This window comes from Variovorax sp. V213 (genome assembly GCF_041154455.1).
Lineage (GTDB): Bacteria > Pseudomonadota > Gammaproteobacteria > Burkholderiales > Burkholderiaceae_C > Variovorax.
Genome location: NZ_AP028664.1, coordinates 498,713 through 523,479, shown reverse-complemented (window position 1 = coordinate 523,479; position 24,767 = coordinate 498,713). Strand labels below are relative to the sequence as shown.

The following is a 24,767-nucleotide window of genomic DNA, read 5'->3' as shown; positions in this document are numbered from 1 at the left end:
GCTTTTGAAAGAACGCGAAGAGGGACTCAAGCCGAGAAGCTGGATCCGCAGCCGCAGGTGCTGGTGGCGTTCGGGTTCTTGATCACGAACTGGGCGCCCTGCAGGTCTTCCTTGTAGTCGATCTCGGCGCCGACCAGGTACTGGTAGCTCATGGCGTCGATCAGCAGCGAGACACCGTTCTTGGTCATGGTGGTGTCGTCTTCGTTCGTGATTTCGTCGAAGGTGAATCCGTACTGGAAGCCCGAACACCCGCCGCCCTGCACGAACACGCGCAGCTTGAGGTCGGGGTTGCCTTCTTCCGCGATCAGGTCGGCCACCTTGGCGGCTGCGCTGTCGGTGAAGACAATCGGTTCGGGCATCTGGGTCTGGACGTTTTCGGCAACAGCGCTCATGTGGGGTAACTCCTTGAGGGCCGGACATGCGGCCAATGAACCAATGCTACTGCAATGCCGCATTCTCGGCTGGCCGGCGTAGCGAGCACCCAATGCAAGTGGGGTCGAACATACGTCCGGCAAGCTGGGCAATGAAAAAGCCGCCCGAAGGCGGCTCTTGTCCGTAGCGAACAGTATCAGCGCTTGCTGAACTGCTTGCGGCGGCGTGCAGAGTGCAGGCCGACCTTCTTACGCTCGACTTCACGTGCATCGCGCGTGACGTAGCCGGCCTGGCTCAGCACCGGCTTGAGGCTCGCGTCGTAGTCGATCAGCGCACGGGTGATGCCGTGGCGCGTTGCGCCGGCCTGGCCCGATTCACCGCCGCCGGCCACGTTGACCATGACGTCGAAGGTTTCGGTGTTGTTGGTCAGCACCAGGGGTTGCTTCGCGATCATGATCGAGGTTTCGCGGCCGAAGAACTCTTGAATGTCCTTGCCGTTGACCGTGATCTTGCCCGAGCCCTTTTTCAGAAACACACGGGCGACGCTCGATTTGCGACGGCCGGTGCCATTGTTCCATTCACCAATCATTCTCAAGGCTCCTTACAGTTCCAGCACTTTGGGCTGTTGGGCGGTATGCGGGTGCTCAGCACCACCGTACACCTTGAGTTTCTTGATCATCGCGTAGCCGAGCGGGCCCTTGGGCAGCATGCCCTTGACGGCCTTTTCCAGGGCACGGCCTGGGTGCTTGGCTTGCATGTCGCGGAAGTTCGTGGCCGTGATACCGCCCGGGTAGCCCGAGTGACGGTAGTAGACCTTGTCGATCGGCTTGGCGCCGGTGACGCGCAGCTGGGCTGCGTTGATGATGACAATGAAGTCACCGGTATCGACGTGAGGCGTGTAAATGGCCTTGTGTTTGCCGCGCAAACGGAGAGCAACTTCGCTGGCTACTCGTCCGAGGACCTTGTCGGTCGCGTCAATCACAAACCACTCGTGCGTCACGTCAGCGGGTTTGGCGCTGAACGTTTTGGTCATGAGTTTTCTCTTGAAAAGAGGGTTTGGCGAGCCCTTTTCCACGGTCGGCGTTCCTCTGACGGGAATCTCTTAGGTGGGTTCAAAGTCTTCGCCGCGGGGCTACAAAAACGCTGCGAAGCCCGCGATTATACGAAGAATCGGCCAATCCGGGCAAATTGGAGCCTGCCGACCGCCCGAGCCGTTACCATCGACCCTATGTTCAGTTACCGCCACGCCTTCCATGCCGGCAACCACGCCGACGTGCTCAAGCACACGGTGCTGATTGCCACGCTCGACCACCTGCTTGAAAAAGAAGCAGCCCTGACCGTGGTCGACACCCACGCCGGCGCCGGCCTGTACCGGCTCGATGGGGACTACGCCGGCACCAGCGGCGAAGCGGCCGAGGGCGTGCTGCGCCTGCTGTCCGAGAAAAAAGCCCCTGCGGCAGCTGCGCCTGCACCTGCCGCGAAGTCAGCTGCCAAGAAAGCTGCGCCGGAGGCCGATGCCCCCTTGGCCGATGCGATTGCGCGCTACCTGAGCGTGATCCACGACTTCAACCCCAAGGGCGGCGCCCGCATTTACCCCGGTTCGCCTTTCATCGTGCAGCACCTGCTGCGCGACCACGACAAGCTCAAGCTGTTCGAACTGCATCCGACCGATGCCCGCACGCTGGACGCCAACATTGCGCAGCTCGAGGCGGGCCGCCAGATCGCGGTGCTGCGCGAAGACGGTTTCGGCAGCGCCACCAAGTTCCTGCCGCCGCCCTCGCGCCGCGCGCTGGTGCTGATGGATCCGAGCTACGAAATCAAGAGCGACTACGGCCGCGTGCTCGACTTCGCGGCCGAGGCGCTCAAGCGCTTTGCAACCGGCACCTACGCCATCTGGTACCCGATCATTCCGCGCCCCGAGGCGCACGACCTGCCGCGGCGGCTCAAGACCCTGGCCACCAAGGCCGGCAAACCCTGGCTGCACGCCACGCTCACGGTCAAGTCGAGCAAGCTGACCACCACGCCGACGGGCGAAACCCAGCGCCCCGGACTGCCGGCCAGCGGCATGTTCCTGATCAACCCGCCCTATACGCTGAAGCCGCTGCTGGCTGCCGCCCTGCCCCAGTTGGTGGAGCGGCTGGCCCAAGACCGGCACGCCGCCTTTTCGCTCGACGCGGGCGGCTAGGGCTCTTCGCTTTCTTCCCTGCAAGGGTTATCGGCGGCGGCGCGACGGCACGTTGACCTTGCGCGGCGCAGGTGCCGCTGCGGGGGCAGACGCCGGCGCTTGGGCATCGGCCGCCTCCACCACGGAGCCACCGCAACGCATGCCCTCGCGGTCGACGATCGTCAGCGCGACCTGCTTGATGCCGAGCCCGATCAGGCCGATGCGCTCGGCCGCGGCACGGCTCAGGTCGATGATGCGGCCCTGCGCATAGGGCCCACGGTCCGTGATACGCACCAGCACCTCGCTGCCGTTGACCAGGCTGCGCACACAGACACGGGTATTGAACGGCAAGGTCTTGTGGGCCGCCGTCAGGGCCCCCATGTCGAAGCGCTCGCCGCTCGCCGTCTTGCGCTGGTGGAACTGGATGCCGTACCAGGAGGCCCCGCCGCGCTCGAAAATCTCGCGGGGCCCGTCGCCGGGCACGCCGTCGTCGGGCCCCAGCTCGCCGCTACCCGACACGGCCAGGTCGTAGCGAACCGAAGGCACGTTGGATCGGGGCGGCGCGCCCGGAGGCACGGCCAGCTGGCGCGGCAGCGGCAGGAGTTTGCCGTCCTTGTCGGTCTGCCCGCCCTCGGTGGCGGGGGGCATGGCACAGCCGGCCAGCGCACAGGTTGCAGCCACCAGCGCGACGCGAAACGCCGTGCGCAGCGAACACCCTGCTCCTGCACGCCCCCCCTTCAACCGAGGCGCTCCAATACAGCCAGCGTCGCCGTCGACTGGTTCATCGTGTAGAAGTGCAGCGCCGGTGCGCCGCCATCGCAGAGGCGCGCGCAGAGGTCGGTCACCACGTCGAGGCCGAACGCCTTGATGGACGCCGTGTCGTCGCCAAAGCCCTGCAGCCGCAGGCGGATCCAGCGCGGGATCTCGGCGCCGCAGGCATCCGAAAAACGCATGAGCTGCGTCGAGCTGGTGATCGGCATGATGCCCGGCACGATGGGCGTGTCGAGGCCGAGCTTGCGGGCCTCGTCGACAAAGCGGAAATACGCCTCGGGGCTGAAGAAATACTGCGTGATCGCCGAATCGGCGCCAGCCTTCACCTTGGTGGCAAAGGCCTGCAGGTCGGCCTCGGGCGAACGTGCCTGCGGATGCACCTCGGGGTAGCAGGCCACCTCGATGTGGAAGTCGCGCCCGGTTTCCTCGCGGATGAAGGCCACGAGGTCGCTCGCATACAGGAACTCGCCGCCGATGCCGTAGCCGCTCGGCAAGTCGCCGCGCAGGGCGACCAGGCGCTTCACGCCCATCGCCTTGAGCTCGGCCAGCTGCTCGCGCACCGTGGCCCGCGTGGCGCCGATGCACGAGAAGTGGCTCGCGGCATCGACTCCTTCGGACAGGATCTCCTGCACCGCACCGAAAGTGCCCTGGTGCGTGGAGCCGCCCGCGCCGTAGGTGACCGAGCAGAACTCGGGCTTGCGCGCATACAGCTGCTGGCGCACCGCGCGCAGCTTGACCGCGCCTTCGGGCGTCTTGGTCGGAAAGAATTCGAAACTCAACGGAAGGCGCACTTGCGTCTCCTCAAGAACCATCCGCGCCAACAGCGCGCACGGCGTGAATGAAAAACTCACGGTTGCCGTCGCCACCGGCAATGGGGCTGTCGAACCATTGCAGCACGCGCAGGCCGAGCGTCTCGCAGGCGTCGCGCAAGCGCTTTTCGACCACCGCATACATCGACGCGTCGCGAACGATGCCGCCCTTGCCGACCTGCCCCGGCTGCAGTTCGAACTGCGGCTTGACCAGCATCAGCAGGTGGCCGTCGTCGGCCAGGAATGGCACCACGGCCGGCAGCACCAATGTCTGCGAGATGAACGACAGGTCGCCGACGATGAGGTCGAAGCGCAGTTCGGAAGGCTCTTCGCCTTCTTCTTGAAGGTCGTCTGGCGACAAAGCTCGCGCATTGACGCCCTCGATGGCCACCACGCGCTCATCCTCGCGCAACCGCGCATGCAGCTGCCCGTGACCCACGTCGACACCCACCACCTTCGCCGCGCCGCTTTGCAGCAGGCAGTCGGTGAAGCCGCCGGTCGATTGGCCGACGTCCAGGCACAGCTTGCCCGCTGCATCCACACCGCTGGCCGCCAGCGCGCCTTCGAGCTTGAGCCCGCCGCGCGAAACATAGCGAGCCTCGGCCGCGTCGTCGAGCTCGAGTTCGGCGGACTCCGGCACTTCGTCGCGGTTCTTCACGACCGAGCGCCACGCGTCCGCGGTGCCCGCATCGCGCCATCGCATGCCGCCGGCAATCAGCCGCACGGCCTGCGAGCGCGACGCGGCAAGGCCGCGTTCGACCAGCAATTGATCAGCGCGCATCAGTACCGGTACGTGTCCGCCTTGTACGGACCCGCCTTGTCGACGCCGATGTAGGCAGCCTGCTCGTCGGTCAGCTCGGTGAGCATGGCGCCGACCTTCTTCAGGTGCAGGCGCGCGACCTTTTCGTCGAGGTGCTTGGGCAGCACGTAGACCTTGCCGGCCTGGTAGGCATCGGGCTTGGTGAAGAGCTCGATCTGCGCGATGGTCTGGTTGGCGAACGACGAAGACATCACGAAGCTCGGGTGGCCCGTGCCGCAGCCCAGGTTCACGAGGCGGCCCTTGGCCAGCAGGATGATCTTCTTGCCGTCGGGGAACTTGATGTGGTCGACCTGCGGCTTGATTTCTTCCCACTCGTACTTCTCGATCGATGCGACGTCGATCTCGTTGTCGAAGTGGCCGATGTTGCAGACGATCGCCTGGTCCTTCATGGCGGCCATGTGCTCGTGGCGGATCACGTCCTTGTTGCCCGTGGTGGTCACGAAGATGTCGGCCTTGTCGGCGGCGTACTCCATGGTGACGACCTTGTAGCCTTCCATCGCGGCCTGCAGGGCGTTGATGGGGTCGATCTCGGTCACCCACACCTGGGCGCTCAGTGCGCGCAGTGCCTGGGCCGAGCCCTTGCCCACGTCGCCGTAGCCCGCCACGCAGGCCACCTTGCCGGCAATCATCACGTCTGTCGCGCGCTTGATGCCGTCCACCAGCGATTCGCGGCAGCCGTACAGGTTGTCGAACTTGCTCTTGGTGACCGAGTCGTTCACGTTGATGGCGCGGAACAGCAGCGTGCCCTTGGCGCTCATCTCGTTCAGGCGGTGCACGCCGGTGGTCGTTTCCTCGGTCACGCCGATGATCTCGGCCGACTTGCGGGTGTACCAGGTCGAATCGACCGCCAGCTTGGCCTTGATGGCCGCGTAGAGGATGCGTTCTTCCTCGCTGGTCGGATTGGCGAGCACGCCCAGGTCCTTCTCGGCGCGCTGGCCCAGGTGCATCAGCAGCGTGGCATCGCCGCCGTCGTCCAGGATCATGTTGGGGCCCTCGCCCTTCGAACCCTTGGGGCCGAAGTCGAAGATGGCGTGGGTGTAGTCCCAGTAGTCCTTCAGCGACTCGCCCTTGATCGCGAACACCGGCGTGCCGGCGGCGGCAATGGCGGCGGCGGCGTGGTCCTGCGTCGAGAAGATGTTGCACGAAGCCCAGCGCACGGTGGCGCCGAGCGCTTGCAGCGTCTCGATCAGCACGGCGGTCTGGATCGTCATGTGCAGCGAGCCCGTGATGCGCGCGCCCTTGAGCGGCTGCGCCTTCGAGAACTCTTCGCGGATGGCCATCAGGCCGGGCATCTCGGTTTCCGCGATGCGGATTTCCTTGCGGCCCCAGGCGGCCAGCGACAGGTCGGCAATCGCCTGGTCGGCGGTGGAAACGGGGGTGGGCTTGAGAACAGCGCTCATGAGAACTCCAACAAAGCTAGTTTGAAAGGTGCCACTGCGTTCGGGGAAAAGACTCACCGCGAGAACAGCGGGTGAGCGTGGTTGCGATGTGGTCCGAGCCTCACGCCTGGCGGCGCTGCAACGCTCCTCGGAACCGCGGATTGTAGACGGGGAGGCACGGCGAGCCAATCGCCGGGATATCCCACATCCCGGAAAGCGCGTTTCGGCTCCGGCGCGTACATTGATTTGCTCCCAACCACGGAAGTTCACCCATGCGCTCCAGAATCTCCCCCGTCCTGCTGGCCTCGGCCATCCTTCTTGGCGCCGGCGCGCCGGTCCTTGCCTCCGCGCAGGCGGCCTCCGATCCGGTGCGCATCCGCGGCACCATCGTCCGCGTCGACGCAAAGACCCTCGTGGTGCAAGACCGCGGCGGCGAGGTCGTCAGCCTTGCGCGGCCGGCCGACATGACGGTATCGGAGGTCTATCCCATCAAGCTGTCCGACATCAAGCAGGGCAGCTTCATCGGAACCGCCGCCATGCCGCAGGCCGACGGCACGCAGAAGGCGCTCGAGGTGGTGGTGTTCCCGGAGGCCGCGCGCGGCACTGGCGAAGGCCACCGCCCATGGGACCTGCTGCCACAGAGCACCATGACCAACGCCACCGTGGCCGACCTGGCCGCGGCGCCGAAATCGGTACGGGGCGGGCAGCAGCTTCGGCTGACCTACAAGGGCGGGGAGAAGACCGTGGTCGTGCCGCCCGATGTGCCGGTCGTGACTTTCCGCCCCGGCACCGAGTCCCTGCTGGTACCCGGCGCCAAGGTGCTGGTCAATGCACAGGAAAAGAACGGCACGCCCACGGCGCTGCGCGTCACTGCCGGGCGCAACGGCTTTGCGCCGCCGATGTAGCCCAAGGGAAATCCCGCAGGCGAATTTGTCGCCGCGGGCACCGCGGCCGAGCCGGTGCGGCGTATCGTGGCGAGGGACTTTGCCATCCGGCCGGTCCTCGTCATTCCCCCGTCCACCCGACACAGGAGATACCGCACCATGGCCACTGCCAAGAAAGCCGCCGCGAAAAAGACCACTGACAGCAGCACCAAGGCGGAGGCCCCTGGTGCCGCCGACATGCTCAATCCGATGAAGAATCTCAAGGCCATGACCGATCGCCTGCAGGAACTCAACCTGACCGGCGGCGCAGGCAAGCTGCTCGAGAGCGGCCAGAAGGACCTCCAGGCGCTGATGCAGGCCAACGAAAAGTCCTACCAGGGCCTGCAGACCGTGGTGCAGCGGCAGACCGAGATGATCAAGAACGCCATCGCCGAATGGCAGACGGCCGCCAAGGAAATGCCCGGCAAGGACCCCAAGGCCAACCTCGCCAAGCTCGACGAGCTCGGCCGCCAGTCGTTCCAGCGCGCCGTCGACGACATCAAGGAACTCGCCACCCTTGCCGCCAAGTCGCAGGCCGATGCCTTCGAACTGGTGCGCCAGCGCATCCAGGCCAATGTGGACGAAGTGACCAAGATGCTGCAGCGCAAGTAAGGCGTTTTCGACGGTGCGGACGGGCGGCCCTGGACCGCCCTTCTAAAATCGGGCATTCCCCTGCAGATTGCCCACCTTGTCTTTTCTTGCCGAAACCCGCCGCCGCCGCACCTTCGCGATCATTTCCCACCCTGACGCCGGCAAGACCACGCTGACCGAGAAGCTGCTGCTTTTCTCGGGCGCGATCCAGATCGCCGGCTCGGTGAAGGCGCGCAAGGCCTCGCGCCATGCCACGTCCGACTGGATGGAAATCGAGAAGCAGCGCGGCATCTCGGTGGCCTCGTCGGTCATGCAGATGCTGTACCGCGACCACGTCATCAACCTGCTCGACACGCCCGGCCACAAGGACTTTTCGGAAGACACCTACCGCGTGCTCACCGCCGTGGACTCGGCGCTGATGGTGATCGACGCGGCCAACGGCGTGGAATCGCAGACGCGCCGGCTGATCGAGGTTTGCCGCCAGCGCGATACCCCCATCATCACCTTCGTCAACAAGATGGACCGCGAGGTGCGAGAGCCGCTCGACATCCTCGACGAGGTGGAACGCGAGCTTGGCATGCCCTGCGTGCCCATGACGTGGCCCGTGGGCCAGGGCAAGTCGTTCCGCGGCATCATGAACCTGCGCACGCAGGCGATGACCGTGTTCGAGTCGGGCAGCGAGCGGCTGCCGCACGACTTCGAGACCATTCCGCTCTCCGAGCGCGACACGCTCACCAAGCGCTTCGGCGCCGATTTCGAATCCGCCATGGACAGCATGGAGCTGGCCACCGGCGCCTCGCCCACCTGGGACCGCGAGGCCTTCCTGGCCGGCAAGCAGACGCCCGTGTTCTTCGGCTCCGGTGTCAACAATTTCGGCGTGATGGAGGTGCTCGATGCGCTGGTCGACCTGGCGCCCTCGCCGCAGTCGCGCACCAGTACCACGATGGTCAACCGACAGCCCGTGGTGAAGGAGATCCAGCCCGAGGACAGGGACTTCGCGGGCGTGGTGTTCAAGGTGCAGGCCAACATGGACGCCAACCACCGCGACCGAATCGCGTTCGTGCGCATGGCCTCGGGCAAGTACACGCCGGGCATGAAGCTCAAGGTGCAGCGCACCTCGAAGGAACTGCGGCCCACCAGTGTGGTCACGTTCATGAGCCAGCGCCGCGAAGCGGTCGAAGAGGCCTATGCGGGCGACATCGTGGGCTTCACCACGCACGGCGGCGTGCAGCTCGGCGACACCATCACCGACGGCGCGAGCCTGCAGTTCACCGGCCTGCCCTTCTTCGCGCCCGAGCTGTTCATGACCGTGATCCTGAAGAACCCGCTGCGCACCAAGCAGCTGCAGCAGGGCCTGGCCCAGCTCGGCGAAGAGGGTGCGATCCAGGTGTTCCGCCCCGAGGTCGGCGGCCCCATGCTGCTGGGCGCGGTCGGCCAGCTGCAGTTCGAAGTGGTGCAGCACCGCCTGAAGGCCGAGTACGACGCCGACGTGCGGCTCGAAGGCTGCCAATACACCGGCGCGCGATGGATCACGGCCGATTCGCCGGCCGAGCTGCGCGAGTTCGTCAACGCCTATCCGCAGCGCATGGCGAAGGATGCGGCGGACACGCTGGCCTTCCTGTGCACCTCGCCTTACGACGTGCGGCTGGCGCAGGAGCGGTTCCCGAAGATCCACTTCCATCCACTGCGGGAGCATGCGGGGCTGGCGCTGCAAAGTGCAGGCTGAGCCAGGCATGCGCCAGTCGAGTTCCCTGCCCTCCTCGCCCCACCATCTGCTGGCGTTGTCGCAGTGGTCGAAGGCCGCACGCAGCAACCTGATCGGCGTGTTCACCGACATCGACGACACGCTCACCACCGAAGGCGCCATCACGCCCGACGCGCTGAAGGCACTGGGCGATCTCAAGGCGGCCGGGCTTCACGTCGTGGCGATCACCGGTCGGCCCGTAGGCTGGAGCGTGCCCTTCGTTTCCGCATGGCCCGTCGACTCCATCGTGGCGGAGAACGGTGCCGTCGCCCTGCTGCCTGTGCCGGGCGGCAAGCTGCAGAAGCGCCACCAGCAGGACGCGGCAACGCGCGCCGCCAATTTCGATCGGATGCAGCAAGTGCTGGCGCGCATCGAGCGCGAGATTCCGGGCGCCCGGCGCGCCACCGACTCGCCGGGCCGAGAAACCGACATCGCCATCGACCACAGCGAGTTCGTGCAGCTGAGCGAAGAGACCATCGCACACGTCGTGGCCCTGATGCGCGGCGAAGGCATGCACGCCACGGTCAGCAGCATCCACATCAACGGCTGGTACGGCGACAACGACAAGCTCGAGGGCGCGCGCTGGATCGTGCGCGAACTCTGGGGCCGCACGCTCGACGACGAGATCGACCGCTGGGCCTACGTGGGCGACTCCACCAACGACCAGCTGATGTTCCGCACCTTCGCCCACAGCATCGGCGTGGCGAACGTGGCGCGCTTCGTGCCGCAGCTGGAGTACCTGCCGCGCTACGTGACCGAGGGCGAGCGCGGCGCGGGGTTCGCCGAAGCGGCGCGCGCCATTCTCTCGGCCCGCGCTACTCGCTGACCGGCAGGCTGCGCGTGGGACGCCGCAGCGCCGCCCACTGGCTCCAGGTGCCGAAGGCTGCGATCAACAGCAGCACCGCTGCATAACCCTCTGCGGTAGCCAGCAGCCCCAGCGGTGCCACCAGGAAGCCGGCCAGCATCGCAGGCAGGCTGAACGCGAGGTAGCTCACCACGAAGATGGCCGCGAACAGCTCGCCGCGTTCGTGCGATCTGGCAAGCGGGGCCAGCGTTTGCACCAGCGCAGAGAACGCGCCGCCGAAGCCCATGCCCACCACCGCCGTGCCCACGAAGAACAACGCCAGTGATCGCGTGTGCAGCGACGCCAGCAGCAGCCCCACCCCGACCGTGATGCTGGCCATGCCGATGATGGCCGGCCGTGGCGCCGCGAAGCGCCCAAGCAGGGTGGGCGCAACAGCGCCGACACCGGAGAGCACCGCCACCGTAAGGCCGTTGACCACGCCGCTGTCGATGGCGAACACATGCAGCATGAGCGACGGCGCCAGCGAGAGATACAGCCCGCCCATCGCCCACACCACGATGAACACCGGCAGCCCGCGCACGAACTCGGCCCTGGCCTGCGGCGGGATCGAAACGCGCGGCACCAGCGAAGCCAGCGCACCTGCACGCCGCGTGACGGTCTCCGGCATCCACATCACCACGGCCGCGCCCAGCGCGAACACCCCGGCCAGCACACCGAACACCAGCGACACCGGATACCCGGTGAACCGTATCGCCATACCCGTCAAGAGCGCGCCCGCGGCGAGTCCCGCCAGCGGCGATACGCTCGTGATCAGCGCGCCCAACCGCTTGCGCGAGGCCGGCGCGGCCTCGACCACGGCCGCGCTCAGCGCGCCGCTCGCGACACCCGTGGCCACGCCTTGAACGACACGCGCGACGATCAGCCCGCTGATGTCATGCGCCAGCAGGAACAAGCCCATCGCCACCGCCTGCAGCACCAACGCCGCAAGCACCACCGGGCGGCGCCCCACATGGTCCGACAGCGACCCCGCCACCAGCAGCGAGATCAGCAGCGCAATCGCATAGATCGCAAAAGCGACCGTGAGCATCGACGACGAAAAGCCCCAGGCATGCTGGAACACCACGAACAGCGGCGACGGCGCGGCCGCCGCGAAGAAGAAGGCGAAGAGCACCGTGGCCAACAGCGGAAAACCGACGGCGACCGGCAGGCGCCACGGCTTGGAACGGGTGGCAACGCCGGCTGTGGAACCGGCGAGTTCAGGACAGGAGGAGGGCATGGCGATCCTTAACGCAACGTTTTTTGCTTTTGCAATTCTATGCCCGCACGCTTTTAAAGCAAATATCTTTGCGTTAAAGTCCTTACCATGAACGATGTCGTCCTTCCCAACAAGCGCCCCGGCGGCCGCAGCGCGCAGGTGCAGGCGCTGGTGCGCACCGCCCTCGAAGAGTTGGTGGCCGAACAGGGGCGAGAACGCGTCACGGTGCCGGCGGTGGCCGAGCGCGCTGGCGTCAGCGCTTCCAGCATCTACCGCCGATGGGGCGATCTGTCGGGGCTTCTGGCCGAAACGGCCACGCACCGGCTGGACCCGAACCGGCCGCTGCCCAACACCGGCGCGCTGCGCGAAGACCTGACCGCGTGGGCGGAGGAACTCATCACGCACCTGTCGCAACCCTGCAGCAAGTCCTTGCTGAAAGCCGCGGCCGCGCTGGCCAACGGCGACTCGGACACGGATTGCCTGCGCAACCGCCGCAAGGAAGCGCTGACACTGGTCGAGCAGGCGCACGCCCGCGGCGAGCACGCGCCCGAGGCGCAGCAGGTGATCGACCACCTGATCGCGCCCATCGTGTTCCGCCTCGTGTTCGGCGGCGACCCCGTGAAGCCGGAGTTGGCGGCGCGGCTGGTGGAGGAGCTGTTTGCGATCAGTTCGTCTTCGGTTCCTTCGCCAGACCCAGCTTCTCGATGACCGCCTTCTCCCGCACCACCGTGTCCTGCGCAAACTTGGTGTACGTCGCCGAGCTCATGTAGTTCGGCAGCATGTCGTAGCGCCCCAGCGAAGCCACATAGCTGGGCTCCTCCATCGCCTGCTTGAAGGCGTCATGCAGCTTCTTCACCACCTCGGGCGGCGTCCCTTTGGGTGCGCCGATGCCGAAGGGCGAGTTCTGCACGATGTCGTAGCCCAGCTCCTTCAGCGTGGGCGCATCAGGGAACTTGGCGAGGCGCTTCTCGCCCCAGGTGTTGAGCACGCGCAGCTTGCCGGCCTCGACCTGCGGCGCGAAGCCGGTGCTGTCGGCCGCCGCCATGAGCTGGCCGCTGACCACCGCGAGCATCAGGTCGGCGCTGCCCTTGTAGGGCACGTGCTGCAGCTCGATGCCGGCCTTCTGCGCGATGAGTTCGGTCGTGAGGTGCGGGCTGGTGAGGTTGCCGGTGGAGCCGTAAGTGAGCTTGCCGGGGTTGGCCTTGGCATACGCGACGAAGTCGGCCCAGGTCTTGAACGGGCTGTTGGCCGGCACCACGATGCCGAAGGCGTAGCCCGTGACGTTGAGCACGTAGCTGATGTCCTTGAGCGGGTCCCAGTTGATCTTGGTGGTGTAGCCGAGGCGGAACACGCCGAGCGGAATCTGCGCGATGGTGTAGCCGTCGGGCTGCGCGGTCTGCAGCGCCTGCGCGGGCAGCGTGCCGCCGGCGCCGGGCTTGTTGTCGATGATGACCGGCTGGCCGATGATCTTGCTCGCGTTGTCGGCGAGCTGGCGCATCGTGATGTCGGTCGGGCCGCCCGCGGGGAAGGCGATGACCAGCTTGATCGGCTTGTTGGGAAAGGCCTGGGCAAATGCCGCCAGCGGAGAAACGAGGCCGCACGCGGCGAGCGTGGCGGCACAGAGAAGAGAACGGCGGGACATGGCTGGCTCCTGAAACGTGGACAAGGCGCGGATTGGGCCTTGCCTCGTCCGTTGCGGCAATCGGTGCTCACCCGACTGCTGTCGCCGAGGCGGCTCAGCCAGCCGCCTGCTCGAAACCTTCCAGCACGTTGACCGCGTTGACACCCACTTCCGCCACCGCATAGCCGCCCTCGAACACGAACACCGTCGGCACGCCGGCGCGCGCCAGGTCTTCGCCCATGCGCAGGTAGTCGGCGCTCTTCAGCCGAAAGCCCGCGACCGGGTCGCCCTCGAAAGTGTCGACGCCGAGCGACACGACCAGCGCGTCCGCGCGCACCGCGGCAATGCCGTCGAGCGCTGCCTTCAGCGCCGCGCGCCAAGCCGCAAAGTCGGTGCCGCGCGCCAGCGGCAGGTTGTGGTTGAAGCCGAGGCCGGCGCCCGCGCCGCGCTCGTCGGCATGGCCCAGGTAGTACGGGTAGTCGGCCATCGGGTCGCCATGCAGGCTTGCAAAATGAACGTCGCTGCGCTCGTAGAAGATGGCCTGCGTGCCGTTGCCGTGGTGGTAGTCCACGTCGAGCACGGCGACGCGCGCCACCCCCGCATCGCGCAGCGCCTGCGCAGCCACCGCGGCGTTGTTGACGAAGCAGTAGCCGCCGAAGAAATCGGCGCCCGCATGGTGGCCCGGCGGCCGCGTGAGCGCAAAGGCGGCCCGCTGGCCGCCGATGACGCGCTGTGCCGCGGTCCACGCACAGGCGGCACCGTGGCGCGCTGCAGCCCAGCTGCCGGCCATCAGCGGCGTGCCCGCGTCGAACGCGAACAGCCCCAAGCGCGCAGGAAAGCTCCTGGGCAGCACGTCGGTGCGCATGCCGCGCGTGGGCCAGTACGAAGGCAGGGCATCGCGCGACACGTTGGACGGATCGAGCGCCACCCACTCTTCCCACGCGTGGGCGACGAAGTCCAGGTAGCGCGGCGCATGCACCCGGGCCAGCAGCGCTTCGTCGAAGGCATCGGGCACCTGTAGCGGGCCCAGGCCGCGGCGCTCCAGCTCATGCTTCACGTGGTCGACGCGGGCGGGCACCTCGAAGCACGGCACCAGCTCGCCGCGGAACATTTCGACTTTGCCTTGATGCAGTGCGTGCTGGTCGTTGTAAATGGTGAGCATGCCGCCATCATGCCGCACGCCGCAGCACCGCACGCCGCCGGCCGGAAGCGGTCAGCCCGAACAGATCCTTCGGGTCATCGAGCTCGGGCACCAGCGCAATCTGCTGGCCGATGCCACGCTCGATGGCCAGCTGATGGATGTAACGCAGCGCGGTGTAGTCCTCCAGCGCGAAGCCGACCGAGTCGAACACCGTGACCTGGTCCGCGCTCTCGCGTCCCGGCACCTTGCCGAGCAGCACCTTCCAGAGCTCGTGCACCGGAAAGTCGGCCGGCAGCTGCTGGATCTCGCCCTCGGCACGGGTCTGCGGTTCGTACTCGACGAACACGCGCGCCAGGCGCAGCACCTCGGGGTGCAGCTCGGTCTTGCCGGGCGAATCGCCCCCCACCGCGTTGATGTGCATGCCCGGCTCGATCATCTCGGGCGCAAGCACGACCGCGTGGCCCTGATGCGCCGTGACGGTGGTGACGATGTCCGCGCCGCGCACGGCGTCGGCAACCGAATGGGCACGCACCACCTCGAGCGGCGTGCAGGCGGACAGGTGGCGCACCAGCTTGTCGGTGGCGTGCGGGTCGATGTCGAACACGCGCACTTCCTCGATGCCCAGCAGCGCATGGAAGGCCAGGGCCTGGAACTCGCTTTGCGAGCCGTTGCCGATCAGCGCCAGGCTGCGCGAGCCGGGCCGCGCCAGGGCCTGCGCCGCCATGGCCGAAGTGGCGGCGGTGCGCAGCGCGGTGGTGAGCGTGAGCTCCGACAGCAGCACGGGGTACCCGGTATCGACCTCGGCCAGCACACCAAAGGCCATGACGGTGGGCAGCCCGACCGCCGTGTTGTGCGGATGCCCGTTCACGTATTTGAAAGCGTAGGCGCCATCGTCGGCCACCGGCATCAACTCGATCACGCCCAGGTGCGAGTGGCTGGCCACGCGCGCCTTCTTGTCGAACTCGCGCCAGCGCATGAAATCGTCGCGCAGCGCGTCGGCCAGGGCCTTGAGAAATTCGGGAACGCCGGTTTCGTCCACCAGGCGAACCAGGCTGTGAACATCGATGAAGCGGGTCATGACATGGCTCCTTGCGTAGCCCGGCACGGCGCTTCATCTCCTCACACGATTCACTCACCCCACCATGGCTGATTCAGGATGCGCCTGCGCCAAGGGTTGAAGCCATTGTGCGCCTGCGGGCATCAACGTGCCAGCACCGCTGCCAGGGCCACGCCGGTGTGGGTACCCAGCCGAACGACCTCTTCCGGCGGCGCCGCCGCAACGATGCGCCCACCGGCGTTGCCGCCTTCGGGTCCCAGGTCGATGATCCAGTCGGCCTCGGCGATCAGGTCGAGGTCGTGCTCGATCACCACCACGCTGTGGCCGCCGTTCACCAGCCGGTGCAGCACATGGATCAGCTTCTCGACGTCGGCCATGTGCAGGCCCACCGTCGGCTCATCGAGCACGTACAGCGTGTGCGGCGCCTTCTGCCCGCGGCGGGTGATGTCGTCGCGCACCTTGCTGAGCTCGGTCACCAGCTTGATGCGCTGCGCCTCGCCGCCCGAGAGCGTGGGCGAAGGCTGGCCCAGCGTGAGATACCCCAGCCCCACGTCCTTCAGCAGCTGCAGCGGGTGGCTGATGTTGGGCATGGCGGCAAAGAACTCCACCGCCTCGTCCACTTCCATCTGCAGCACGTCGCCAATGCTCTTGCCGCGCCAGCTCACGGCCAGCGTCTCGGGGTTGAAGCGCGCGCCGTGGCACACCTCGCAGGGCACCTTCACGTCGGGCAGGAAGCTCATCTCGATGGTGCGCACGCCGGCGCCGTCGCAGCCGGGGCAACGGCCTTCGCCGGTGTTGAAGCTGAAGCGCGCCGGGCCGTAGCCGCGCGCCTTGGCTTCCAGCGTGTCGGCGAACAGCTTGCGGATGGTGTCCCAGAAACCGATGTAGGTGGCCGGGCAGCTGCGCGGCGTCTTGCCGATGGGGGTCTGGTCGACCTCGAGCACGCGGTCGATGGTCTCGTAGCCCTCGACGCGATCGCAGCCGGACCACGCCGGGCGCTTGCCCGCGGCGTCGGCGTCGCGGCCGGCCTTGGTCATGCGCTGGATCACGACAGCCTGCACGCTCGCCAGCAGCACGTCGCGCGCGAGCGTCGACTTGCCCGAGCCGCTCACGCCGGTCACCACCACCAGGCGGTGCAGCGGCAGCGCGGCGGTCAGGTCCTGCAGGTTGTGCAGGTCGGCGCCATGCACGGTGAGCCATTGGCCACTGTCTTCCGCCTTCGGGTCGGGCGAGGGAATCAGCCGCCGCGCCTGCAATGGATGCTTGATGGCATCGCGCAGGTAGCGGCCGGTCTGCGAATCGCCCGCCGCCTGGATGTCGGCCACCGAACCTTCGGCCACGAGGCGCCCGCCGCGCTTGCCGGCGCTCGGGCCGATGTCGATGATGTGGTCGGCGCGGCGGATTGTGTCTTCGTCGTGCTCCACCACCACCAGCGTGTTGCCCTTGTCGCCGAGCTTGTGCAGCGCGTTGAGCAAGATCTGGTTGTCGCGCGCGTGCAGGCCGATGGTCGGCTCGTCGAGCACGTAGCAGACACCCTGCAGGTTGCTGCCGAGCTGCGCCGCAAGCCGGATGCGCTGGGCCTCGCCGCCGGAGAGCGTGGGTGCGCCGCGGTCGAGCGTGAGGTAGCCCAGGCCCACCTCTTCGAGAAATTCGAGGCGGCTCTTGATCTCGGGCACCAGGTCGCGCGCAATCTCGGCTTCGCGTCCGGTCAACGCCAGCCCCTCGAACCACCGCCGCACCTCGGTCACGCTCATGCGCGCAAGCTCGGTGATGCCGATGCCGCCCATGCCGTCCGCGAGCGAAGCGCCGAAGCTCACCGCGCGCGCCGTGGCATTGAGCCGCGTGCCTTCGCAGGTCGGGCACGCCACGTCGGCCAGGTCTTCCACCTCGGGCTCGGCGAAGGTCTGCTCGCGGCCCTTGCTGTCGTCGTCGCGAATCGAGTCGTCGAAGACCTTGCGCTGGTCCTTGCTGAGCTTGACGCCGGTGCCCACGCAGTCGGGGCACCAGCCGTGCTTGCTGTTGTAGCTGAACAGGCGCGGGTCGAGTTCGGCATAGCTGGTGCTGCAGACCGGGCAGGCGCGCAGCGTGGAGAACACATTGACACGGCCGATTCCATGAGCCGACACGCCGGCCATCATCGCTGCCTTGAGGCCGTCGAGCTGGCTCAGCACGTGCACCACGCCCTTCCCGTGTTCGAGCGCCTTGGTCAGCGCCTCGCGCAGTTCGTTTTCCTTCGAGGGCAGCACGTCGAGGCTGGCCACCGGCAGCTCGATGCTGTGCTCCTTGAAGCGGTCGATGCGCGGGAAACCGGTCGTCGGAAGAAACTCGCCGTCCACGCGCAGATGCGTGAAACCGCGCGGCCGCGCCCAGTCGGCCAGCTCGGTGTACACGCCCTTGCGGTTGCTCACCAGCGGCGCGAGCAGGCCGATGTGCTGGCCCTTGAAGTTGCGCATCAGCTGCGCCGCGATGCTGTCGGGCGTCTGCGGCTGAACGGCCGCGCCGTCGTGGATGCAGTGCTGGATGCCGAGCTTCACATACAACAGGCGCAGGAAGTGCCAGACCTCGGTGGTGGTGCCCACCGTGCTCTTGCGGCCGCCGCGCGACAGGCGCTGCTCGATGGCCACCGTGGGCGGAATGCCGTAGACCGCATCGACCTCGGGCCGGCCTGCCGGCTGCACGATGCTGCGCGCATAGGCGTTGAGCGACTCGAGGTACCGCCGCTGCCCTTCGTTGAACAGGATGTCGAAGGCCAGCGTCGATTTGCCCGAACCGCTGACGCCCGTCACCACGCTGAACTTGCCGCGCGGAATGTCCACGCTGAGGTTCTTCAGGTTGTGCTCGCGCGCATTGACGATCTCGATGGCGTTGCTGCCGGGCGCGGTCTTGGCGTTGGCAATGTAGCGCCGCGCCGCGCGCTCGGCCACCTTGTAGGCCTCGGGGCCGATGGCCAGCTCGTAGTCGGCCAGGGCCGCGCCGGTGAGCGAGGCGCGGTTCTCGCGCAGTTGTTCGGGGGTGCCCTCCGCGACCACCTGCCCGCCGCCCTCGCCGCCTTCGGGGCCGAGGTCGATGCACCAGTCGCTCGCCCGAATCACGTCGAGGTTGTGCTCGATCACGATCAGCGAGTGGCCGGCGTCCAGCAGCTTGCGCAGCGCGCGCATCAGCCGCGCGATGTCGTCGAAATGCAGCCCGGTGGTGGGCTCGTCGAACAGGAACAGCGTGCCCCTGCGCGCCACCGATTGCTTGCTCGCCGTCGCGCTCTTCGCGGCCTCCGCCAGAAAGCCTGCCAGTTTGAGGCGCTGCGCCTCGCCGCCGCTCAGTGTGGGCACGGGCTGGCCGAGCTTCACGTAGTCGAGCCCCACGTCGGAGATCGGCTGCAGCACGCGCAGCACGTCGCGGTCGGCCTCGAACACCGACGCCGCTTCGGCCACGGTGAGATCGAGCACGTCGGCCACGCTGTAGCTCGCCCCTTTGCGTTCGACCTTCACTTCGAGGATCTCGGGGCGGTAGCGCTTGCCGTCGCAATCGGGGCAGCGCAGGTACACGTCCGAAAGAAACTGCATCTCCACGTGCTCGAAGCCCGAGCCGCCGCAGGTCGGGCAGCGCCCGTCGCCGGAGTTGAAGCTGAACTTGCTCGCGGTATAGCCGCGCTGGCGCGACAGCGCCGCGGTGGCGAAGATCTCGCGGATCGCGTCCCACGCCCCCACGTAGCTCGCGGGGTTGGAGCGCGCCGTCTTGCCGATGGGCGACTGGTCGACGAAGACCACGTCGCCGAGGTGATCGGCGCCGAGCATGCGGTCGTGTGCGCCCGGCGTTTCCGTGGCCTTGCCGAAATGCCGCATGAGCGCTGGCGCCAGCACGTCCTGGATCAGCGTCGACTTGCCCGAGCCGCTCACGCCGGTCACGCACACCAGGCGCGCGAGCGGAAAGTCGACCGTGATGTCCTTCAGGTTGTGCTCGCGCACGCCCTCGAGGATGAGCCGGTGCGTGTTCTCGCTCACGAGCCGCTTGAAGCCCATGCCGATCTTCTTTCGGCCGCCCAGGTACTGGCCGGTGAGCGTGTCGGCATCGCGCAGCTGGTCGGTGGTGCCGTCGAACACGATCTGTCCGCCGCGAATGCCGGGGCCGGGGCCCATGTCGATCACGCGGTCGGCCGCGAGCATCACGGCCGGGTCATGCTCGACCACCACCAGCGTGTTGCCGGCGTCGCGCAGGCGCAGCATGGCCTCGGTGATGCGGTTCATGTCGCGCGGATGCAGGCCGATGCTGGGCTCGTCGAGCACGAACAGCGTGTTGACCAGCGATGTGCCCAGCGCCGTGGTGAGATTGATGCGCTGCACCTCGCCGCCCGAGAGCGTGCGGCTCTGGCGGTCGAGCGTGAGGTAGCCGATACCCACGTCATGCAGGTAGCGCAGGCGGGTGGTGATCTCCTCGAACAACAGCTTCAAGGCCTGCGCCTCGCCCTCACTTGCGGTGTTGCCGTTGCCGTGCCGTTCGACGCGGTCGAAGAAGCGGCGCAGCCGCTCGATCGGCAACAGCATCAGGTCATGCAGGCAAAGGCCGGGCAGTGATTCGAGCTGGGCGCGCGTCCATTTGGCGCCGGTCGGCATGAAGCGCTTGGCGGGCTCCAGCACTGCATCCGCATCATCCTTGCTGCCGATGCGCCACAGCAGGCTGTCGAGCTTCAGGCGCGCGCCGCTGCAGACGGGGCATGGCGTGTAGCTGCGGTATTTGGACAAGAGCACGCGGATGTGCATCTTGTAGGCCTTGCTTTCCAGGTAGCCGAAGAAGCGCCGCACGCCATACCACTGCTTGTTCCAGTTGCCCTCCTTGTAGCTGGGCGTGCCCTCGATCACCCAGTGCTTCTGCTCGTCGGTGAGCTTGTTCCAGGGCGTGTCGCGCGGAATGCCGGCCGCCTCGGCGTGGCGCATGAGGTCGTCCTGCGCCTCCTTCCAGGCCGGGGTCTGGATGGTCTTGATGGCGCCGGCGCGCAAGGTGAGCTTGTCGTTCGGAATCACCAGGCCCAGGTCGACGCCGATCACGCGGCCGAAGCCGCGGCAGGTGTCGCATGCGCCGACGGCCGAATTGAACGAGAACATCGACGGGATCGGGTCGGTGTAGCGGATGTCGCTCTCCGGGCAGTGCAGGCCGGTGGAGAACTTCCACACCTCGGTGGAAGCGTTTTCCTCGGCGCCCGTGGCGTGCACCGTCACGCGCCCGCTGCCACGCTTGAGCGCCACCTCGATGGCCTCCACGACGCGCGAACGCTCGGCGCTCGAGATGCGGAAGCGGTCGGCCACCACGTCGAGCACCTTGCGCGGACCGGTGGGCGTGGCCACCTCGCGCTCCGACTGCACCCGCGTGAAGCCGCTGGCCGACAGCCACTGCGTCACTTCTTCTGCAGAAGTGCCGGCCGGCAACTCGACCGGAAACGTGACCACCAGCCGCGGATCGCCCGCCGCGGCCGCCCGTTCTGCAATCTGCGCAAAGATGCTGTCGGGCGAATCGTGGCGCACCGGCAGCGCGGTCTCGCGGTCGAACAACTGGGCCGCGCGCGCGTAGAGCAGCTTCAGGTGGTCGTTGAGTTCGGTCATCGTGCCGACCGTGGAGCGCGACGAGCGCACCGGGTTGGTCTGGTCGATGGCAATGGCGGGCGGCACGCCCTCCACCTTGTCGACGGCGGGCTTGTCCATCCGGTCCAGGAACTGGCGCGCGTAGGCCGAGAAGGTCTCCACATAGCGCCGCTGGCCCTCGGCATAAAGGGTGTCGAACACGAGGCTCGATTTTCCCGAGCCGCTCGGCCCGGTGACCACGGTCATCTCGCCGGTGCGGATGTCGAGGTCGAGGTTCTGGAGGTTGTGCTGGCGCGCGCCGCGAATCCGGATGGAGCCCTGTGTCATGAATGCCTTGGGGGGTGGGGCAAACATTCTAGGGAGTGGTAAGTGACGGATTCGTGCACTCCGTCACATGGTCCACGCCCGCGCAGGGGTTTGTACTGATTCAGTTTTAGACACTTTAAGTAACAAATAGGACCTTTGCTTACGTTTCCAACTGCATTGGGAAGTTATCCATGAACAAGCTGCATGTACTTTGCGGTGCCCTGCTGGCACTGGCCGCGACGGCCGCGCCCGCCCAGATCCTGATCGGCCAGACGGCGGGCCTGACCGGCTCGGTGGCCGCAGGCGTGAACGAAACCATCGCCGGGGCCCAACTGGTGATCGATGCCGTGAACGCGCAAGGCGGCCTTCATGGAGAAAAGATCGAGGTGCTGCGCATGGACGACGGCTTCGACGTCAAACGCGCGAGCGAGAACGCCCGCGTGCTGATCGAAGAGAAGAAGGTGACGGCGCTCTTCATGAGCCGCGGCACGCCGCATTCGCAGGCCATCATTCCCTGGCTCGACAAATACGACGTGGCCCTGATCGGCCCTTCCACCGGCGCCATGGCGCTGCACAAGCCGGTACAAAGGCACGTGTTCAACGTGCGCGCCACCTACCAGCGCGAAGCCGAGAAAGCCATCCAGCACCTGCTCACCACCGGCATCGCGCGCATCGCGGTGGTCTACGTGACCGATTCCTTCGGACAGGACGCCCTCGAAGGCGCCACGACGGGCTTCTCCAAGGCCCAGGCCAAACCCCTGGTCACCGTGCCCGCCGACCGCGAAAAGCCCGATTACAAGACCATCGTGCCGACCATCAAGGATGCCAACGCTCAGGCCGTGCTGTGGATCGGCTCGGGCACCGCCGTGGTCGAAGGCATCAAGGCGCTGCGCGCCTCCGGTTCGGCAGCGCAGGTGGTCACCTTGTCGAACAACGCGTCGTCGGGGTTCATCAAGCAACTGGGCGAAGCGAGCAAAGGGGTGATCGTGACCCAGGTGTTCCCGAACGAGCGCTCCATCAGCTACCCCATGGTCAAGGAAGCGCTCGCATTGGCGCAGGCCAAGGGCCAGGTTGAACTCTCCCCGGCCGCGCTCGAGGGCTTTGCGTCGGCCAAGGTGCTGGTCGAGGCGCTGCGCCGCGCCGGGCCCAAGCCGACGCGCGCCAAGGTGCTTGCCGCGCTCGAAAGCATGCGTGCCTACGACCTTGGCGGCCTGGAGGTGAGCTATTCGCCGCAGGACCACTCGGGCATCGATTTCGCCGACCTGGCGATCATCAGCGACGGCCGGTTCAAGCGCTAGAACAGCAGCGCCGGTGCTCCGCCGCCGCGGAGTGGCGCGATCCTGGGAACGACTTTCCTTTTCTCTTTACTTGGGGGCGGCAGCAGGCGCGGGTTCGTGCGTCGCCTCGCCACCGTGCTTCTCGCCCGACATGTCGATCTTGTCGCCGCCTTTCGAGATGACATACAGAGCAATGGCGGCAAAGATAACGAAGCCGACAACGAGTTTCCACATGGGGTCTGTCTCCTGATGATGATGATGTGAGGGGTTCAAGAAAAAGGCCTCATGCCGACGGCATGAAGCCCCTTTGTTGAACGGAGGGCCGGCTTGCGCCACCCTCCTCCTGAAACCTGCGTTCAGTCGTTCGCGTAGATGTCGACGTCCTTGGTTTCGCGGATGAACAGCGTGCCGATGACCAGCGTCATTGCCGCAATGACGATCGGGTACCAGAGACCGTTGTACATGTTGCCGGTGGTCGCCACGATCGCGAAGGCGGTGGTCGGCAGCAGGCCGCCGAACCAGCCGTTGCCGATGTGGTACGGCAAGCTCATCGAGGTGTAGCGGATGCGCGTCGGGAACAGTTCGACCAGCATCGCGGCGATGGGGCCGTAGACCATCGTGACCAGCAGCACCAGCCAGAACAGCAGCGCGACGACCATCAGCTTGTTCATCTTCGCGGGGTCGGCCTTGGCCGGATAGCCCGCCACCTTGAGGTCCTCGGCCACGCCCTTCTTGAAGGCGGCGATCTCCTTGGCGGAGGCTTCGTCGAACTTCAGGTTGACCACGTTGCCCGCGGGCGCCTCGATGGTCTTGCTGCCGATCTTGACGATGGCCTTGGAGCCGGGCGCGCCCTCGACGTTGTCGTAGCTCACCGAGTTCTGCACCAGGTAGCGCTTGGCAATGTCACATGAGCTCCGGAAGTCGATTTCGCGCGCCACCGGATTGCCCTGGAACGAGCACGACTTGGGATCCGCCGTCACCGTGACGCCGGCCGTGGCTTGCGCGCGGGCCAGGTCGGGGTTGGCATATTCCGTGATCATCTTGAAGACCGGGAAGTAGGTCACCACGGCCAAGAGGCAGCCGGCCATGATGATCGGCTTGCGGCCGATCTTGTCCGACAGCGTGCCGAACACCACGAAGAACGGCGTACCGATCAGCAGCGATGCGGCGATCATCAGGTTGGCGGTGGTGCCGTCGACCTTCAATTGCTGCGTCAGGAAGAACAGCGCGTAGAACTGGCCCGTGTACCAGACCACGGCCTGGCCGGCGGTCAGGCCGACCAGGGCCAGGATCACGATCTTGAGGTTCTTCCACTGGCCGAAGGATTCGGACAGCGGAGCCTTCGAGGTCTTGCCCTCGGCCTTCATCTTCTGGAAGGCGGGCGATTCGCTCAACGAAAGACGGATCCACACCGACACGCCGAGCAGCGCGATCGACACCAGGAAGGGAACGCGCCAACCCCACTCGCCGAACGCCTGTTCGCCGAGCCAGGTACGCACGCCCAGGATGACCAGCAGGCTCAGGAACAGGCCGAGCGTGGCAGTGGTCTGGATCCACGAGGTGTAGGCACCGCGCTTGCCGTGCGGCGAGTGCTCGGCCACATACGTGGCGGCACCGCCGTACTCGCCGCCGAGCGCGAGGCCCTGCAGCATGCGCAGCGCAATCAGGATCACCGGCGCCGCAACGCCGATGGTCGCGTAGCTGGGCAAGAGGCCGACGATGAAGGTCGACAGGCCCATGATCAGGATCGTGACCAGGAAGGTGTACTTGCGCCCGATCATGTCGCCGAGCCGGCCGAACACGATGGCGCCGAACGGCCGCACCAGGAAGCCCGCGGCAAATGCCAGCAACGCAAAGATGAAGGCCGCGCCCGCATCCAGGCCGCTGAAGAACTGCTTCGCGATGATCGCGGCCAGCGAACCGTAGAGATAGAAGTCGTACCACTCGAACACCGTGCCAAGGGAGGAAGCGAAGATGACCTTCTTCTCCTCCGAGGACATGGGCCGGGGGGCCGGATGCGGCACCCCCCTCGAATCCAGTGTTGCTGCCATTTGCGTCGTCTCCTGTGTATGCGTTCGTTCGGTCCCGGCACTCGGGACCGTGAAGCATTCTTGGAGGCGCGACTGACCCGAGCCTTTCGCGAAACTGAACCGACGCTTACG

21 protein-coding genes and 1 riboswitch are annotated in these 24,767 nt (G+C 66.7%); of the genes, 7 read left to right on the top strand and 14 right to left on the bottom strand.

The window, feature by feature from the left end; all coding sequences use genetic code 11:
* Positions 1-26: 26 nt before the first annotated feature.
* The 3 genes from erpA to rplM form a co-directional block, all read right to left on the bottom strand.
* The gene (gene erpA / locus ACAM55_RS02585; RefSeq protein WP_159857417.1) at positions 27-392 is read right to left on the bottom strand and encodes an iron-sulfur cluster insertion protein ErpA; all 366 of its coding nucleotides are present in this window, start codon (positions 390-392) and stop codon (positions 27-29) included.
* A gap of 176 nt (positions 393-568) precedes the next feature.
* Positions 569-961 (bottom strand): 30S ribosomal protein S9, encoded by a 393-nt coding sequence (gene rpsI, locus ACAM55_RS02580; protein ID WP_093016926.1) that lies wholly within the window; start codon positions 959-961, stop codon positions 569-571.
* A gap of 12 nt (positions 962-973) precedes the next feature.
* Positions 974-1,405 carry a 50S ribosomal protein L13 gene (gene rplM / locus ACAM55_RS02575; RefSeq protein WP_015867439.1) on the bottom strand — a complete coding sequence of 144 codons (432 nt, stop codon included), beginning with the start codon at positions 1,403-1,405 and terminating at the stop codon, positions 974-976.
* Positions 1,406-1,600: 195 nt separating this feature from the next.
* On the opposite strand from rplM, the gene ACAM55_RS02570 reads away from it, so the two are divergent.
* The gene (locus ACAM55_RS02570; RefSeq protein ID WP_369654535.1) at positions 1,601-2,557 is read left to right on the top strand and encodes a 23S rRNA (adenine(2030)-N(6))-methyltransferase RlmJ; all 957 of its coding nucleotides are present in this window, start codon (positions 1,601-1,603) and stop codon (positions 2,555-2,557) included.
* Positions 2,558-2,584: 27 nt separating this feature from the next.
* Here ACAM55_RS02570 and ACAM55_RS02565 read toward each other — a convergent pair whose 3' ends face one another.
* From ACAM55_RS02565 to ahcY, 4 genes are all read right to left on the bottom strand, one after another.
* Entirely contained in the window at positions 2,585-3,184 is a 600-nt protein-coding gene (locus tag ACAM55_RS02565; protein ID WP_369654534.1) for a septal ring lytic transglycosylase RlpA family protein, read from the bottom strand.
* An 89-nt stretch (positions 3,185-3,273) separates the two neighbouring features.
* A complete protein-coding gene (gene metF / locus ACAM55_RS02560) occupies positions 3,274-4,098 on the bottom strand; it encodes a methylenetetrahydrofolate reductase [NAD(P)H] (protein ID WP_369654533.1) in 825 nt (274 codons plus the stop codon).
* A 10-nt stretch (positions 4,099-4,108) separates the two neighbouring features.
* The gene (locus ACAM55_RS02555) at positions 4,109-4,897 is read right to left on the bottom strand and encodes a TlyA family RNA methyltransferase (RefSeq protein WP_369654532.1); all 789 of its coding nucleotides are present in this window, start codon (positions 4,895-4,897) and stop codon (positions 4,109-4,111) included.
* Positions 4,897-6,336: an adenosylhomocysteinase gene (gene ahcY / locus ACAM55_RS02550; protein WP_369654531.1), complete on the bottom strand. Its 1,440-nt coding sequence runs from the start codon at positions 6,334-6,336 to the stop codon at positions 4,897-4,899. The genes ACAM55_RS02555 and ahcY overlap by 1 nt, the downstream gene beginning before the upstream one ends.
* Before the next feature lie 66 nt (positions 6,337-6,402).
* A riboswitch (S-adenosyl-L-homocysteine riboswitch) is annotated at positions 6,403-6,471 on the bottom strand.
* Positions 6,472-6,587: 116 nt separating this feature from the next.
* On the opposite strand from ahcY, the gene ACAM55_RS02545 reads away from it, so the two are divergent.
* From ACAM55_RS02545 to ACAM55_RS02530, 4 genes are all read left to right on the top strand, one after another.
* Positions 6,588-7,220 (top strand): hypothetical protein, encoded by a 633-nt coding sequence (locus ACAM55_RS02545; protein ID WP_369654530.1) that lies wholly within the window; start codon positions 6,588-6,590, stop codon positions 7,218-7,220.
* A gap of 138 nt (positions 7,221-7,358) precedes the next feature.
* Positions 7,359-7,850 (top strand): TIGR01841 family phasin, encoded by a 492-nt coding sequence (gene phaP / locus ACAM55_RS02540; RefSeq protein ID WP_369654529.1) that lies wholly within the window; start codon positions 7,359-7,361, stop codon positions 7,848-7,850.
* Between the two features lie 76 nt (positions 7,851-7,926).
* Complete coding sequence (locus ACAM55_RS02535; RefSeq protein WP_369654528.1) at positions 7,927-9,555, top strand: peptide chain release factor 3; 1,629 nt, start codon at positions 7,927-7,929, stop codon at positions 9,553-9,555.
* Positions 9,556-9,562: 7 nt separating this feature from the next.
* On the top strand, positions 9,563-10,399 hold the full coding sequence (locus ACAM55_RS02530) for an HAD-IIB family hydrolase (protein WP_369654527.1): 837 nt from the start codon (positions 9,563-9,565) through the stop codon (positions 10,397-10,399).
* Here ACAM55_RS02530 and ACAM55_RS02525 read toward each other — a convergent pair.
* Positions 10,389-11,654, bottom strand: a complete 1,266-nt coding sequence (locus tag ACAM55_RS02525; RefSeq protein WP_369654526.1) for an MFS transporter — start codon at positions 11,652-11,654, stop codon at positions 10,389-10,391. The genes ACAM55_RS02530 and ACAM55_RS02525 overlap by 11 nt on opposite strands.
* An 87-nt stretch (positions 11,655-11,741) precedes the next feature.
* Between ACAM55_RS02525 and ACAM55_RS02520 the strand changes: the two genes are divergently transcribed.
* The gene (locus tag ACAM55_RS02520) at positions 11,742-12,341 is read left to right on the top strand and encodes a TetR/AcrR family transcriptional regulator (protein ID WP_369654525.1); all 600 of its coding nucleotides are present in this window, start codon (positions 11,742-11,744) and stop codon (positions 12,339-12,341) included.
* On the opposite strand, the gene ACAM55_RS02515 is transcribed toward ACAM55_RS02520, so the two are convergent.
* The 4 genes from ACAM55_RS02515 to uvrA form a co-directional block, all read right to left on the bottom strand.
* Complete coding sequence (locus ACAM55_RS02515) at positions 12,298-13,275, bottom strand: Bug family tripartite tricarboxylate transporter substrate binding protein (RefSeq protein WP_369654524.1); 978 nt, start codon at positions 13,273-13,275, stop codon at positions 12,298-12,300. The genes ACAM55_RS02520 and ACAM55_RS02515 overlap by 44 nt on opposite strands.
* A gap of 94 nt (positions 13,276-13,369) precedes the next feature.
* A complete protein-coding gene (locus ACAM55_RS02510) occupies positions 13,370-14,416 on the bottom strand; it encodes a histone deacetylase family protein (protein ID WP_369654523.1) in 1,047 nt (348 codons plus the stop codon).
* A 7-nt stretch (positions 14,417-14,423) separates the two neighbouring features.
* Positions 14,424-15,473, bottom strand: coding sequence for an ornithine cyclodeaminase (locus ACAM55_RS02505; RefSeq protein ID WP_369654522.1), 1,050 nt, complete (start codon positions 15,471-15,473; stop codon positions 14,424-14,426).
* Between the two features lie 122 nt (positions 15,474-15,595).
* The gene (uvrA, locus tag ACAM55_RS02500) at positions 15,596-21,349 is read right to left on the bottom strand and encodes an excinuclease ABC subunit UvrA (RefSeq protein ID WP_369654521.1); all 5,754 of its coding nucleotides are present in this window, start codon (positions 21,347-21,349) and stop codon (positions 15,596-15,598) included.
* A 170-nt stretch (positions 21,350-21,519) separates the two neighbouring features.
* Between uvrA and ACAM55_RS02495 the strand changes: the two genes are divergently transcribed.
* Positions 21,520-22,626 carry an ABC transporter substrate-binding protein gene (locus tag ACAM55_RS02495; RefSeq protein WP_369654520.1) on the top strand — a complete coding sequence of 369 codons (1,107 nt, stop codon included), beginning with the start codon at positions 21,520-21,522 and terminating at the stop codon, positions 22,624-22,626.
* A 66-nt stretch (positions 22,627-22,692) separates the two neighbouring features.
* On the opposite strand, the gene ACAM55_RS02490 is transcribed toward ACAM55_RS02495, so the two are convergent.
* Together ACAM55_RS02490 and ACAM55_RS02485 are read right to left on the bottom strand one after the other, a co-directional pair.
* Positions 22,693-22,839, bottom strand: coding sequence for a hypothetical protein (locus tag ACAM55_RS02490; protein WP_369654519.1), 147 nt, complete (start codon positions 22,837-22,839; stop codon positions 22,693-22,695).
* Positions 22,840-22,961: 122 nt separating this feature from the next.
* Positions 22,962-24,656 carry an MFS transporter gene (locus ACAM55_RS02485; protein WP_369654518.1) on the bottom strand — a complete coding sequence of 565 codons (1,695 nt, stop codon included), beginning with the start codon at positions 24,654-24,656 and terminating at the stop codon, positions 22,962-22,964.
* Positions 24,657-24,767: the final 111 nt, after the last annotated feature.